Source organism: Streptomyces sp. NPDC045431 (assembly GCF_040646655.1).
GTDB lineage: Bacteria > Actinomycetota > Actinomycetes > Streptomycetales > Streptomycetaceae > Streptomyces.
On the sequence record NZ_JBEZAQ010000001.1, the window covers coordinates 398,194 to 411,666 of the forward strand.

The window sequence follows — 13,473 nt, forward strand, 5'->3', positions numbered from 1 at the left end:
GGTGTGTGCGTGCAAGCCATGGTGCGCCGTGAGGAGCCTTCGCGCAGTGGACCGTACGGGTGAGTTGGCGGGCGGTTCACCCGGGACTCACGAAGCGTCGCGCGCCGTACGTCCCTGCTTCACCTCCCGCAACGTGCGCAGCAACTCCCGCTTCTGCGCCGCCGGATCGGCACCCCGGCCGACCCTGCCACCGCCGCTGCCGCGCAGCGCCGCGCGGGAGAGGTTCTTGCGGGTGCCGCCGACGCCGAGCATGTCGCCGCTTCCGCCACGCGTCATGGTGGGCTCCTTCCGTCGTCGTCCGTGCTGACACCCCGATACTGATACGAGACGTATCGTCTTGTCAAGCCTTTCGAGACGAACCGTCTCGCCTCGCGTGGCTGCTAGATTGAGAGCCATGGCAGACACCAAGGCACCCGACTCCACGCGCCGCAGCGAACGCTCCCGCCGCGCCATCTACGCCGCCGCCCTCGCTCTCGTCGGCGAGGTCGGCTACGCCAAGACCACCATCGAGGGCATCGCCGCCCGCGCCGGGGTCGGCAAGCAGACCATCTACCGCTGGTGGCCCTCCAAGGCGGCCGTACTCCTGGACGCCTTCCTCGACCTCGGGCGCCAGGCCAACGAGGCGCTCGGCGGCGACGCCGACAGTGAGATCCCCGACACCGGCGATCTGGAGGCCGACCTCAAGTTCGTCCTGCGCGCCACGGTCGACGAGATGAACGACCCCGTCTACGAAGCCCCCTCCCGCGCGCTCGCCGCCGAGGGCGTGATCAACCCCGAGCTCGGCGCCCAGTTCGTCGAGCTGCTCCTGGAGCCCCAGCTCCAGCTGTACGTCAAGCGGCTGCGCGCCGCCCAGGAGGCCGGCGACGTCCGGGCGGACATCGACCCGCGGATCGCCCTGGAGCTCTTCGTCGGCCCGCTCGCCCACCGCTGGCTGCTGCGCACCCTCCCGCTCACCCACGAGTACGCCGACCGGCTCGTCGAGTACGCCCTCCACGGGCTGGCGCCTCGTCCTGCAGGCTGATCAATTCGGGCATACCCGCCCATCGCGCCCAGCTGCTCCACCCCGGTTGGGGACTCCGGTCACCCGGGGCGCAGGATGGTGGGACCATGGCAGGGACCGCAGGGCTTGCATGACCAGGTGTGAGGGGATAGATGGGCGACGGTATCGGCCGCTACCGCGGCACGGAGAGCAAACTCGCGCACTGGCTGCGCCGGCGTCCGAGGAAGTCCGCCGCCGACGTACCGAGCCGTGAGGACCTGCTCCTCGCCATCGCGGCCGCCGGACTGCCCCTCGCCCCCGCCGCGTACCCCGTCGGCTACCGCTGTTCCTGCGAGCGCATCGGCTGTCCGACCCCGGCCCGCCATCCGGTCTCCTTCGCCTGGCAGACGCAGTCCACCACCGACGGCGCGCAGATCCAGCGGTGGGCCGAGGGCCAGCCGCAGGCCAACTTCATCACCGCGACCGGCATGGTCCACGACGTCCTGGACGTTCCGTTGGAGGCCGGTCGCGCCGCGTTGGAGCGGCTGCTCGGCGAGGGCGTCGACGTGGGGCCGGTCGCCGAGTCCGGGGACGGCCGGATGCTGTTCTTCACCGCCACCCGGGGCACGCCCGAGGACGAGGACGAGTGGTGGCCGTGCGAGCTGGACTGCCACCCCGAGACCATGGACGAGCACCCCGGCCTGCGCTGGCACTGCCGCGGCTCCTACGTCCTCGTCCCGCCCGCGCGGCTTCCCGGTGACCTCGGCGTCGGCTGGGTACGCGGCCCCGAGCACCCGCTGCCCGACCCGCTGACGCTGCTCGAAGCCCTCACCGACGCCTGCGCCCGCCATGTCGACCAGCTCGACGACGACCACGACCACCACTCGGTGGCCTGGCCCCTCAGCCGCTGAGACCAGGCCCCTACGACCCCGTCGCCGACGTCACGCCCTGGAGCCGGCCCACCACCGTGACCTGGTCCGAGGCGGCGCCGGACGGCTTCACCCGGGCGACCAGGCCCGCCACCCACTCCTTGGTGAGGGTGGTCTTCACCTCGCCGGTCATCAGCGCCTTCACATCCGGGTTGACCTTGGGCCGGTAGCCCGCCGCCGCCGTCTGGCGGTCGTAGAAGCGCGTCGAGAAGAAGACGAACGCCCCGCCGTCCTCGGTCGCCAGCCCGAGCGGCGCGTAGTCGCCCGTGTCCAGCGGCTGGTCCACGAACTGCGTGGACAGCCCCGGCCGCCGTGCGAGGCTCTGCCGCTCGGCCCGCCACACCGAGGTGTGCGGGCCCGCCGCGAAGTGCGCGGGCTTCCCGGAGTGGAGGTAGGAGGTGTACTCCTCGCTCAGGTTCTTCGGCGCGACCGCCAGCGCCGCGGAGTCCGGCGCGACCGGCTCCGCGTACCCCTCGGCGTCCGTCTTGAACGCCGGGATCTGGTTCGGCGCGAGGATCGACAGGTACGCGACCTCCCACAGCTGCTGGGAGCTGTTGCGCACGAAGACGAGCACCCAGCGGCTGTCGCCCGTGCCCTGGTCGGTGTCCCGGTTGGAGTCGGCGTTCGCGACGAACCAGCGCGGCCAGCCCGCCTTCTTCGGGATCGTGTAGGTGGCGTCCGACAGCACCAGGGGCCGGTGGTCGGGGTTCCCGCCGGGGCTGGTGATGGAGCGCGACTTCAGCCCCGCCTGGTTGACCGCGCCGAGCGCACCGGTGACCCGGCCCGCGTCCAGCGCCGGGTCGTACGCCTTGTCGGCCGCGTTGTACGCGTCCGTGAAGTCCTTCAGCGCCTGCGCGGCCTCAGCCTTCGTCGCCGCCGGGACGACCTCCAGCTCGCCGTGCACCGTCACGCACCCGCTCGCGGTCAGCGCCAGCACCACGGTCGCCGTCACCGTCGCCGCGAGCCTCGCCGCCCGACCCCGACCCAGCCTTCTCATCGGTTGCCTTCTGATCCTCGACCCCCACTGACCGTCCGAACCCTACCGGGGCCGGCAACAGCGCGAGCGCCGGGACCAGATACAGCAGCCACACCCCGGCCTGGAGGACCGTCGGATCGGGCACGAAGGCGAAGACGCCCTGCAGCACCGCCCCGTACCAGCTGTCCGGCCGCACCACGGCGGAGACGTCGAACGCCACCGCGCCGCTTCCGAAGACGCCACCGGGGGCGACCGCTTCCTGGAAACCGCGTACGCCGCCGGCCAGGACGCCCGCCGCCACGACCGGCAGGAGCGGGCCGCACCGCAGGGCGCACCGGAACAGCGGCCACCCCACGACCGCGGCCGCCGTCGCGAGGCCCACCAGCACCCAGGTCAGCGGCTCCGCCGAGCCCGCCTCGTCCGCCGCCGCCCGGACCGTCGCCCAGACGAACAGCGCCGTCTCCAGCCCCTCCCGGCCCACCGCCAGGAACGCCGCCGAGGCCACCGCCCCCGCACCCGCCCGCCCTCCGGCGACCAGCCACGTCAGCACCCCCGCCGCTCCCACCGCGCACGCACCGCCCAGCAGCTTCCGCGCCTCCGGGGTCAGTTCGTAGGCGCCGAACTCGAGGAGCGCGCCGAGCGCGAGCGACAGGCCCGCCGCCGTGGCGACGCCCGTCCACACCGACCGGAGCGCGTCCCGCCGCCCCGTCCTCACCAGGTACGCCAGGAGGACGCAGACGACCGCGGCCGCCGCCAAGCCCTCGCGCAGGCCGAACAGATAGGTGCCGAACATGCGGGCCATCCTGCCGTGTCCCGCCCCGTGCTTGAATGCCGGGATGAACACCGCACGCGACGTCGTGGACGTCCTGGCCGTCTTCTGCGCCGCCGACGGTCGCCACGGGAACCTCCTCGGCGTCGTACGCGACGGGCGCCTCCGCCCCGACGAGTCGTCACGGCAGGCGCTCGCCAAGCAACTCGGCTTCAGCGAGACCGTGTTCGTGGACGACCCCGACCGCGGGGACGTCGACATCTACACGCCCGGCACGCGGCTCCCCTTCGCCGGGCACCCGCTGGTCGGTGTCGCGTGGCTCCTGGACCTGGAGGTGGTGAACCCTCCGGCGGGCGAGGTGTGGGTGCGCCAGGACGGCGAGTTCACCTGGATCACCGCCCGCCCGGAATGGGCGCCGCCGCGCACGCTGCGGCAGTACGCGTCGGCCACCGAGGTCGAGGCGCTCGACGTGCCGCCGCCGGGGGAGTGGGTCTACGCGTGGGCGTGGGAGGACGAGGCGGGTGGCCGGGTCCGGGCGCGGGCCTTCCCCGGGCGCGGCGACGGCATCGACGAGGACGAGGCGACCGGCGCGGCGGCCCTGCTGCTGACGGCACGCCTCAACCGGGCGCTGAACATCACCCAGGGCCGGGGCTCGCAGCTGCTGACGGCCCCCGGCCCCGACGGCATCATCGAACTCGGCGGCCGCGTACGGGAGATCGGGCGCTGAGGTCCGGGGACGTCAGGCGCTGAGCGGGAACTCCCGGTCCAGCTCCCGGAACACCGCGCCGTTGAAGTCGAACGCCCGCTTGCACTCGTCGACGATCCGCTGCTTCTCCAGGTCGTCGGCGTTCACCCGGTCCAGCAGCTCGCGGTACGTCCGCTTGAAGGCGGCCGGGTTGGGGATCTCCTCGAAGACGTAGAACCGCACGCCGTCGCCCTTGCGCGCGAAGCCCCAGGTCCGCTCGGCCTTGTCCCGGATGATCTGGCCGCCGGAGAGGTCCCCGAGGTAGCGGGTGTAGTGGTGCGCCACGTACCCGGCGGGCCAGGTGCGGGCGCACTCCTCGACGCGGGCGGCGTACGCGGCGGTCGCCGGCAGCGCGCTCACGCCGGTGCGCCAGTCCTCGCCGCGCAGATGGGCCAGGTCCCGCTCCAGCTCGGCGGTACGGAACAGCTCGGGGCGTATGAACGGGCCCGCCACCGGGTCGTCCGCCAGCGGGCCGGCGGCCTCCTCCAGGGCCCGGTAGACGAACCACAGCTGCTCGGTGTACCGGGCGTAGGCCTCCACGCCGAGCCGGCCACCGAGCAGGTGGCTCATGAAGGGCGAGCTCTCCGCCTCCGTGTGCTGCTGGTGCGAGGCGGTACGGATGAGCGTCGAGAAGGGGGTCACGGTGGTGGCGCTGGCATCCAAGGCGGGCCTCCCGGTCCGGGTCAACGGGAAGTGGCAGCCGGGGCCGCCACTACCGCCGATCTTCCTGCTGAGGCTTACCTGAGTCAACGGGTTGCCGACGGTCCGTCGGAAAAAAGCCTACCCGCCCCGGGCGTCACGGCAACGTGAGGATCTCGGCCCCGGTCTCCGTCACGACGAGCGTGTGCTCGAACTGCGCGGTCCGCTTCCTGTCCTTCGTCACGACCGTCCAGCCGTCGTCCCACATGTCGTACTCGTGCGTCCCCAGCGTCAGCATCGGCTCGATGGTGAACGTCATGCCGGGCTGCATGACCGTCGTCGCGTGGGGCGAGTCGTAGTGCGGGATGATCAGGCCGGAGTGGAAGGACGAGTTGATGCCGTGCCCGGTGAAGTCCCTGACCACCCCGTAGCCGAAGCGCTTGGCGTACGACTCGATGACCCGGCCGATCACGTTGATCTGGCGGCCCGGCTTGACGGCCTTGATGGCGCGGTTCAGCGACTCGCGGGTCCGCTCGACCAGGAGCCGCGACTCCTCGTCGACGTCACCGCACAGATACGTGGCGTTGTTGTCGCCGTGGACGCCGTCGATGTACGCCGTGACGTCGAGGTTCACGATGTCGCCGTCGCGCAGGACGGTGGAGTCGGGGATGCCGTGGCAGATGACCTCGTTGATCGACGCGCACAGCGACTTGGGGAAGCCCCGGTAACCGAGCGTCGACGGGTAGGCCCCGTGGTCGCACATGTACTCGTGCGCGACCCGGTCCAGTTCGTCGGTCGTCACCCCGGGGGCGATGTGCTTGGCGGCCTCCTCCATCGCCTGCGCGGCGATGCGGCCCGCGATGCGCATCCGCTCGATGGTGTCGGAATCCTGCACCTCGGGGCCGGTGTACGGCGCCGGCATGGGCTTTCCGACGTATTCGGGGCGGCGGATGGACCCGGGAACGGAACGAGGGGGAGACAGCTCCCCTGGTACGAGCAGCGACTGGCCAGACATGCAGCGAGTCTAACCAGGGTGCACGGGGCACCATGGCGTCAGAGGAAGGAGCCCGACGATGGCCCTGTTCAAGAAGCGCACGACCGGAAAACCGGGCGAGTGGTACTACTGCCTGAAGCACCAGAAGGTCGAGGAGGGCCCGGAGTGCCCGGCCAAGAACCGCTTCGGCCCCTACACCACCCGCGAGGAGGCCGCCCGCGCGATGGACACCGCGCACGAGCGGAACCTGGAGTGGGAGACCGACCCGAAGTGGCATGACACCCCCCGGGACCAGGCGCCCTAAGGGAGCTGCGCCGCCTCCCGGGCCGCGCGGCGGCGCAGGGCGTCCTCGTCCGTCGTCGCGTCGTACGTCAGCAGCTTCGGCAGCGCCGCCGCGAGCAGGCCCACCGCCGCCACGCACGCCAGCCCGCCGCTCCAGAACGCCGGGCGCGTCCCCGTCCAGCCGGCCATCGCGCCCGCCCGGACCTGGCCCAGCTGCGGGCCGACGCTGTACGACAGGACCTCGATGCCCGCGAGCCGGCCCCGCAGCTCGTCGGGGATGGTCTGGTTCCAGATCGTCGAGCGGCCGAGCCCGCTCAGGGTGTCGCCCGCGCCCGCGACCGCCAGGCACACCAGCACCGGCCACACGCTGGAGAACCAGCCCGCCGCGGCGATGGCCAGCCCCCAGCAGGCCGCGCCGCACACCACCAGCAGCCCGTGCCGCCGCACCCGCGAGGTCCAGCCGCTGGTGAGGTTCAGCGCCAGCGAGCCGATCGCTCCAGCGGCATACATCAGCCCCAGCGACCACTCCGCGTCCAGGTCGTCCGCGAGGAACGGGAAGATCGTGTTCGGGAACGCGAAGAACATCGCGGCCAGGTCGATCGCGTACGTGCCCAGCAGCACCGGCCGCGACCAGGCGTAGCGCGCGCCCTCCGCGATGCCCCGCAGCGACGGCTTCCCGCCCGAGCGGGCGGGCGGCGCGGGCGTGAGCCGCAGGCACAGCGCCACCGAGACGGTGAAGCAGACCACCGTCGTGCCGTACGCGGTGGCGAGGTTCCCGTAGGCCACCAGCAGCCCCGCCAGCGCCGGACCGGCGATGGCGCCCAGCTCCCAGCGGATGGCGTTCAGCGAGGCCGCAGCCGTCAGCTTGTCGTGCGGCACGATCCGGGCGAGCAGCGCGTCGAGCGCGGGCCGCTGGAGCCCCGCCAGACCCGCCACCCCGGCGGCCACCACGTACAGCGGCCACAGCAGCGGCGACGGCAGCAGGGCGTTGACCAGCAGCAGCACGGCCAGCAGGCCGAGTGCCGTCTCGGTGGAGAGGATGACCTTGCGCCGGTCCGCGGCGTCGGCGAGCGCCCCGCCGTACAGGCCGCACGCCACCAGCGGGACCAGCTCGACCGCGCCCATGACCCCGACCGCCAGCGGCGAACCGGTCAGCTCCTTGATCTGGAGCGGCAGCGCGACCATCGCCGCGAAGCTGCCGAAGTAGGTGACCAGGCCCTGTATCCACAGGAGCCGGAAGTCCCGCGACGCGCGCAACGGCGACAGGTCGGGGAGGAGGGCGGAGAGTCGGGGGGCCACGAGTCGCCATGGTCGGCGGCGGCCGTCACCCCGGGCAACCGGATTACCAGCGCGTCGGCGGCGGCGAGGTCAGCTGGTCGGCCAGCCGCGACAGCCGGTCGCGCAAGCGCCGGCGGCCCCGCCGGGAGGAGCCCGGCAGGGTGTTCTCACCGGCCGCCGCGCTCACCAGGTGCTGGACCGTGTCCAGGTCGACGTCCTGCTCCTCCGCCACGGTCAGCGCCTCGTGCGCCAGCCCGTGCACCTCACGGTCGCCGCGGTCCAGCGACAGCACCGTCGCCCCCGCCCGCCGCGCGTCGTGCACCCGCTCCAGCAGGCCGCCGTCCGGCCGGTCCGGCGCCACCACCAGCAGCGTCGAGCCGCGCCCGGCCGCCTCCAGCCGCCCCAGGCCCACCGCCAGGTGCGCCGGATCGGAGGGCCGCACCCGGTGGCGTACCAGCGTCGGCGCCAGCTCGGGCAGCCCCGACCAGGCCGCCTCGTCCACCAGGTGCGCCGCCAGGTGCCACGGCTCGTACTCCGCCGTGCCCACCAGCAGCAGTCCGCCGCCGTGCGACACCACCGAGGAGCGCAGCACCCCGGCGAACCGGCGGGTCACCGCCGGCCACTCCGTACCGGCCAGGACCTCACGCAGCAGTGCGACGCGTACGGCATCCATGGCGCCGCATCATGCCCCCGGGCCGGGCCGCCGCGCAGGGTTTCGGCCGGGCGTCACCCGGACGGGGCGGGCTCGGTGGCGTCCCCGTACTGTCGGGCCATGACTACTGCTACTGATCCGTACGAACTCCCCGACGTCTCCGGGCTCGTCGTCGGCGTCCTCGGCGGCACCGGTGACCAGGGGCGGGGCCTCGCGTACCGGCTCGCCCGCGCAGGCCAGAAGGTGATCATCGGGTCCCGGGCCGCCGAGCGCGCCGAGACCGCGGCGGCCGAGCTGGGCCTGGGCGTCGAGGGCGCCGACAACGCCGCGTGCGCCCGCCGCAGCGACATCGTGATCGTCGCCGTGCCCTGGGAGGGCCACGCCGCGACGCTCGAGTCGCTGCGCGAGGAGCTGCGCGGCAAGATCGTCGTCGACTGCGTCAACCCCCTCGGCTTCGACAAGCGCGGCGCCTACGCCCTCAAGCCCGAGGAGGGCAGCGCCGCCGAGCAGGCAGCCGCCCTGCTGCCCGACTCGCGGGTGACGGCCGCCTTCCACCACCTGTCCGCCGTCCTGCTGCAGGACGAGACGGTCGAGGAGATCGACACGGACGTGATGGTGCTGGGCGAGAAGCGCGCCGACACCGACGTCGTCCAGGCGCTCGCCGCCCGCATCCCCGGCATGCGGGGCGTCTTCGCGGGCCGGCTGAGGAACGCCCACCAGGTGGAGGCGCTGGTCGCCAACCTGATCTCCGTCAACCGCCGCTACAAGGCCCACGCGGGCCTGCGCGTGACCGATATCTAGCGGCCGGCGGGCATGGGGGACACTGGACGGGCAACACCCGCACCCGGACAGGAGCCGACCCCCATGCCCCGCCTCGCTCTGTACGCCCTCGTCGTCTGCGCCCTCGCCGTCGCCGCGGCCGTGGTCTCCTTCGCCCAGGGCAGCTGGCTCGGCATCGTGTGGGTGCTGCTGTCCGGCGTCTCGTCCAACATGGCGTGGTACTACTGGCGCCGCCGCCCGCAGCGCGTCACCAGCTGACGATCTCCTCGCAGGCCGGGGTCTGCTCCTGCCACAGGCTGCTGAAGAGGTCCCGCCCGCAGTACGTCTCCAGGTCCGAGATGCAGAGCCCGTCGAGGACGAAGTGGACCAGCCCGAAGAAGGCCGCGCCCACCTCGGGGATGAAGAGGAAGACGAACACCGCGAGCAGCCCGAAGGGCGCGTACGGCTCCACCTTCCGCCGGACCCGGTAGGACAGCCACGGCTCGATCACGCCGTAGCCGTCCAGGCCGGGAACAGGCAGGAAGTTGAGGATCGCCGCCGTCACCTGGAGCAGCGCGATGAACGCGAGGGCGAAGCGGAAGGGGACCGGCACGCCGTCCAGGGCACCCAGCCAGAAGGGCGCGGTGCACACGATCGCGAACAGCACGTTCGTCAGCGGTCCGGCCGCCGAGACCAGGCTCTGCTTCCAGCGGCTGCGGATGCGGTTCTGCTCGATGAAGACCGCGCCGCCGGGCAGACCGATGCCGCCCATGATGACGAAGACGACCGGCAGCACGATGCTGAGCAGCACGTGCGTGTACTTGAGCGGGTTGAGGGTCAGATAGCCCTTCGCGCCGATGGAGATGTCACCGCCGTGCAGGGCCGTGCGGGCGTGCGCGTACTCGTGCAGGCAGAGCGAGACGATCCACGTCGACGTGACGAAGAGGAAGACGGCCAGGCCCAGGTTGGCCGAGAAACCCGTCCATACCGCCCATCCGGTGACCACCATGATGGCGGCGATACCGAGGAAGACCGGACTGATCCTCCGCTCGCTGTGGCGGGACGTGGCGGTGGCCATGGGCGGCGCTCCTGGGCTCGGGGACGTACAGACCGTACCCGACGCCCCTTCCGTCACACGCCGCCCATCGCTCACCGCCCCACCGTCACGTCCGCTTGCGGAACTTGGCGACCGCGAGGGGCGCCGTCACCAGGGTGATGGCCGCCGCCCAGGCCAGCGTCGTCCACACCGACTCGGCGACCGGGCCGCCGTTGATCAGGTTGCGCGCGGCGTCGGCGAGGTTCGACAGCGGGTTGTACTCGGTGAACGCCCGCAGCCAGCCCGGCATCGAGGACGGCGGCGCGAAGATCGACGAACCGAACTGGAGGGGGAACAGCACCAGCATCGCCATCCCTTGGACGGCCTGCGCCGTCTTCATCGTGAGGCCGAGCAGGAGGAAGATCCACATCAGGGACGCGCCGAAGACCACGGAGAGGCCGACGGCCGCGAGCAGGGAGCCCACCGAGGTGTGGATCTCCAGACCCAGCAGGAAGCCCATCACGAGCAGGATGGCCGAGGCGATCACCATCCGGCCGATCTCCACCACGATCTTGGCGATGAGGACGGACGACCGGGCGATGGGCAGGGTCCGGAACCGGTCCATGACGCCCGTGCGGAAGTCGTCGTTGATGCCGGTGCCGACGGCCATGGCGATGTTCAGGCCCATCATCCCCATCAGCCCGGGCACGACGTAGTTGACGTACGCGTCCCGGTCGCCGCCCAGGACGAGCCCGACCGAGCCGCCGAAGACGAACACGAACAGCACCGTGAGCACGATCGGCGTCAGGACGACGTCGAACATCGACTGCGGATCCTGCTTGAGGTGCAGGGCGTTGCGCCGGACCAGCGCGCCGATGTGCCGCAGGTTCGCCCGCGCGGCCCGGGTCCCGACCGCGCTCACGCGGTCACCTCCTCGACGGTGGACGTACCGGTGGACGAGTCGTTGGACGAGTCGTTGGACGAGCCGGCCGTCGCACCCGCGGCCGGTGACGACTTCTCGCCCGTGATGGCCAGGAACACCTCGTCCAGGCTGGGCAGATGGGTGCCGATGTGCGTGATGCCGAAGCCGCGCGTGGCCAGCAGCCCGACGACCGCGGTCAGTTGCTCGTCGCTGAGGATCGGCACGTACAGCAGGCCGTCCTCCGGTACGACCGTGGAGCCGGCGATCCCGTCGAGGCCGCTGTCGGCCAGAGCCCGCGCCATCGCGGGCAGGTCCGCCGGGTCCACCGGCCGGACCTGGAGGGTGCGGCCGCCGACCTTGGCCTTGAGCTCGTCGACCCGGCCGGCGGCGATGACCCGGCCCCGGTCGACGACGGTGAGCTCGTGCGCCAGCCGCTCGGCCTCCTCCATGTACTGGGTGGTGAGCAGGACCGTGGCACCGTCGGCGACCAGGCGCGTGATCTCGTCCCACACCTCGTTGCGGGACCGGGGGTCCAGGCCCGTCGTCGGCTCGTCCAGGTACAGCACCGCCGGGCGGCCGATCATGGACGCGGCCAGGTCGAGGCGGCGCCGCATGCCGCCGGAGTACGTCAACACGGCGCGCCCCGCGGCCTCCGCGAGCGAGAAGCGCTCCAGGAGCTCGTCGGCGCGGCGCCGGGCGTCCCTGCGGGACAGGTCGAGCAGCCGCCCGATCATGTACAGGTTCTCCCAGCCGGACAGCTTCTCGTCGACCGAGGCGTACTGGCCGGTGAGGCCGATGACGCGGCGCAGCGCGCGGGGCTCGCGCACCACGTCGTACCCGGCGACGGTCGCGGTGCCGGCGTCGGGCACGACGAGCGTGGACAGGCAGCGGACGAGCGTGGTCTTGCCCGCGCCGTTGGGACCGAGGACGCCGAGGACGGTGCCCTCGCGGACGTCGAGGTCCACGCCGTCCAGCGCCCTGGTCTCGCCGTAGTGCTTCACGAGGCCGCGTACCTCGACGGCGGTGGTGTCGGATGGTCGTGTCATGCGACCCATGTCACCAGCCGTCACCGACACGGCACCGATACGCCACCGACACGGCGCAGCCGCGGCTCTTTGGTATCAGCGCTTGGCGTAGTCGGCGAACCCCTGCCAGTCGATCATGACGCACGGCTCATCGCCGACGACCCACGCGTCGTGGCCCGGCTCGATGGCCGCGAAGTCTCCGGGGCCCACTTCGTCCTCGGTGCCGTCGTCCATGACGATGTGCAGCCGGCCGCTGACGGTGTAGCAGGCGTGGGCGGCCATGCAGCTGTCCGTGCCGGCGATGGGCTTGACGTGCTCGGACCAGCGCCAGCCCGGTTCGAAGACCGCCCGGCCGACCGGACCGCGGTCCGTGGTGAGTAGATCGAGCTTGCCCTTGTCGCCCTCGAAGGGACGTGTTTCGTCGGGGGATCCAAAGCTCTTGTGGGTGATTCCGGCCATGATGTCTCGCCTCCTCCCTTCGAGGCTAGGCCCGTACGGGCCGGTACGCTCGACATGCCGACAGCCCGCCGATGGGGGAAGTCGGCGGGCTGTCGTCCGTACCGGAAGTGGCTTGGTGGCCCGGGGGCCGGGCCTCGGGCACACGGCCTAGTGGAAGGTGTGCTCCTCGGCCGGGAACGCCCCGCCGGCCACGTCCTCGGCGAACGCCTTCGCCGCGTCGCCGAGCGTCTGCCGCAGGCTGGCGTACTGCTTGGTGAAGCGCGGCACCTTGCCGCCGGTCAGCCCGGCCATGTCGGTCCACACCAGGACCTGCGCGTCGGTGTCCGGGCCGGCGCCGATGCCGATGGTCGGGATGTGCAGCGACCGCGTCACCTCGGCGGCCAGCTCCGCCGGGACCAGCTCCAGGACCACGGCGAAGGCGCCCGCGTCCTGCGCGGCCTTCGCGTCGTTCAGCAGCCGGTGGGCGGCCTCGTCGCCGCGGCCCTGCACCCGGTAGCCCATGGTGTTGACGGACTGCGGGGTCAGGCCGAGGTGCGACATGACGGGGATGCCGGCCTGGACCAGCATCTCGGTCTGCGGCAGCGAGCGCTCGCCGCCCTCCAGCTTGATCGCGCCGACGCCCGCCTCCTTGACCAGCCGCGTCGCGGAGCGCAGCGCCTGGACGGGGCCCTCCTGGTACGAGCCGAAGGGCAGGTCGCCGACGACCAGGGCACGCTTGGTGCCCCGTACGACGGCGGCGGAGAGCAGGGCCATCTCGTCCATCGTGACGGGCACGGTGGTGTCGTAGCCGAGGTGGCAGTTGCCCATGGAGTCGCCGACCAGGATGACCGGGATGCCGGCCTCGTCGAAGACGGAAGCGGTCATCGCGTCGTACGCGGTCAGCATGGGCCACTTCTCGCCGCGCTCCTTGGCGGCGGCGATGTCGTGGACGGTGATGCGGCGGGTGCCCTTGCCGCCGTACAGCGCCTTCGCGCCGTCGGCGGGCCGCTGCTGCTGCTGGGCAGCCTGAAGCGTCATGGAAAACGGCTC

Annotated in this window: 18 protein-coding genes; 6 read left to right on the forward strand and 12 right to left on the reverse strand. The window is 72.3% G+C overall.

The features are described 5' to 3' along the window. Positions 1-87: 87 nt before the first annotated feature. The gene (locus AB0A69_RS01795; RefSeq protein WP_361414226.1) at positions 88-276 is read right to left on the reverse strand and encodes a DUF6243 family protein; all 189 of its coding nucleotides are present in this window, start codon (positions 274-276) and stop codon (positions 88-90) included. 118 nt (positions 277-394) lie between these two features. On the opposite strand from AB0A69_RS01795, the gene AB0A69_RS01800 reads away from it, so the two are divergent. Further along, on the forward strand, positions 395-1,021 hold the full coding sequence (locus tag AB0A69_RS01800) for a TetR/AcrR family transcriptional regulator (protein WP_361414228.1): 627 nt from the start codon (positions 395-397) through the stop codon (positions 1,019-1,021). 131 nt (positions 1,022-1,152) lie between these two features. Then, positions 1,153-1,890 carry a bifunctional DNA primase/polymerase gene (locus AB0A69_RS01805; protein ID WP_361414230.1) on the forward strand — a complete coding sequence of 246 codons (738 nt, stop codon included), beginning with the start codon at positions 1,153-1,155 and terminating at the stop codon, positions 1,888-1,890. A gap of 10 nt (positions 1,891-1,900) precedes the next feature. Here the strand turns inward: AB0A69_RS01805 and AB0A69_RS01810 are convergent, their stop codons facing one another. Beyond that, positions 1,901-2,860, reverse strand: a complete 960-nt coding sequence (locus tag AB0A69_RS01810) for a hypothetical protein (RefSeq protein ID WP_361414232.1) — start codon at positions 2,858-2,860, stop codon at positions 1,901-1,903. Continuing rightward, positions 2,769-3,677 carry an FTR1 family protein gene (locus AB0A69_RS01815; RefSeq protein ID WP_361414234.1) on the reverse strand — a complete coding sequence of 303 codons (909 nt, stop codon included), beginning with the start codon at positions 3,675-3,677 and terminating at the stop codon, positions 2,769-2,771. The genes AB0A69_RS01810 and AB0A69_RS01815 overlap by 92 nt, the downstream gene beginning before the upstream one ends. Positions 3,678-3,720: 43 nt before the next feature. On the opposite strand from AB0A69_RS01815, the gene AB0A69_RS01820 reads away from it, so the two are divergent. Further along, positions 3,721-4,380, forward strand: a complete 660-nt coding sequence (locus tag AB0A69_RS01820) for a PhzF family phenazine biosynthesis protein (RefSeq protein WP_361414236.1) — start codon at positions 3,721-3,723, stop codon at positions 4,378-4,380. 12 nt (positions 4,381-4,392) lie between these two features. Here AB0A69_RS01820 and AB0A69_RS01825 read toward each other — a convergent pair whose 3' ends face one another. Next, positions 4,393-5,061, reverse strand: a complete 669-nt coding sequence (locus AB0A69_RS01825; RefSeq protein ID WP_361414238.1) for a biliverdin-producing heme oxygenase — start codon at positions 5,059-5,061, stop codon at positions 4,393-4,395. Positions 5,062-5,194: 133 nt separating this feature from the next. Further along, a complete protein-coding gene (gene map / locus AB0A69_RS01830) occupies positions 5,195-6,052 on the reverse strand; it encodes a type I methionyl aminopeptidase (protein WP_361414240.1) in 858 nt (285 codons plus the stop codon). A 58-nt stretch (positions 6,053-6,110) separates the two neighbouring features. Here map and AB0A69_RS01835 point away from each other — a divergent pair, with 58 nt between their 5' ends. Beyond that, entirely contained in the window at positions 6,111-6,335 is a 225-nt protein-coding gene (locus AB0A69_RS01835) for a hypothetical protein (protein ID WP_361414242.1), read from the forward strand. On the opposite strand, the gene AB0A69_RS01840 is transcribed toward AB0A69_RS01835, so the two are convergent. Further along, a complete protein-coding gene (locus AB0A69_RS01840; protein ID WP_361414244.1) occupies positions 6,332-7,612 on the reverse strand; it encodes an MFS transporter in 1,281 nt (426 codons plus the stop codon). The two genes, AB0A69_RS01835 and AB0A69_RS01840, sit on opposite strands and share 4 nt — an antisense overlap. A gap of 43 nt (positions 7,613-7,655) precedes the next feature. Next, on the reverse strand, positions 7,656-8,264 hold the full coding sequence (locus AB0A69_RS01845) for a hypothetical protein (RefSeq protein ID WP_361414246.1): 609 nt from the start codon (positions 8,262-8,264) through the stop codon (positions 7,656-7,658). Between the two features lie 99 nt (positions 8,265-8,363). Between AB0A69_RS01845 and npdG the strand changes: the two genes are divergently transcribed. Together npdG and AB0A69_RS01855 are read left to right on the forward strand one after the other, a co-directional pair. After that, a complete protein-coding gene (npdG, locus tag AB0A69_RS01850) occupies positions 8,364-9,044 on the forward strand; it encodes an NADPH-dependent F420 reductase (RefSeq protein ID WP_361414248.1) in 681 nt (226 codons plus the stop codon). 12 nt (positions 9,045-9,056) lie between these two features. Further along, a complete protein-coding gene (locus AB0A69_RS01855; protein WP_361414250.1) occupies positions 9,057-9,281 on the forward strand; it encodes a hypothetical protein in 225 nt (74 codons plus the stop codon). Here AB0A69_RS01855 and AB0A69_RS01860 read toward each other — a convergent pair. The 5 genes from AB0A69_RS01860 to panB form a co-directional block, all read right to left on the reverse strand. After that, positions 9,271-10,080, reverse strand: a complete 810-nt coding sequence (locus AB0A69_RS01860) for a site-2 protease family protein (RefSeq protein ID WP_361414252.1) — start codon at positions 10,078-10,080, stop codon at positions 9,271-9,273. The two genes, AB0A69_RS01855 and AB0A69_RS01860, sit on opposite strands and share 11 nt — an antisense overlap. 85 nt (positions 10,081-10,165) lie before the next feature. Beyond that, positions 10,166-10,960 (reverse strand): ABC transporter permease, encoded by a 795-nt coding sequence (locus AB0A69_RS01865; protein ID WP_361414254.1) that lies wholly within the window; start codon positions 10,958-10,960, stop codon positions 10,166-10,168. Further along, a complete protein-coding gene (locus AB0A69_RS01870; protein WP_361414256.1) occupies positions 10,957-12,006 on the reverse strand; it encodes an ATP-binding cassette domain-containing protein in 1,050 nt (349 codons plus the stop codon). The genes AB0A69_RS01865 and AB0A69_RS01870 overlap by 4 nt, the downstream gene beginning before the upstream one ends. Before the next feature lie 75 nt (positions 12,007-12,081). Continuing rightward, the gene (locus AB0A69_RS01875) at positions 12,082-12,444 is read right to left on the reverse strand and encodes a cupin domain-containing protein (protein WP_361414258.1); all 363 of its coding nucleotides are present in this window, start codon (positions 12,442-12,444) and stop codon (positions 12,082-12,084) included. Positions 12,445-12,591: 147 nt separating this feature from the next. Beyond that, complete coding sequence (gene panB, locus AB0A69_RS01880; protein ID WP_361414260.1) at positions 12,592-13,461, reverse strand: 3-methyl-2-oxobutanoate hydroxymethyltransferase; 870 nt, start codon at positions 13,459-13,461, stop codon at positions 12,592-12,594. Positions 13,462-13,473: the final 12 nt, after the last annotated feature.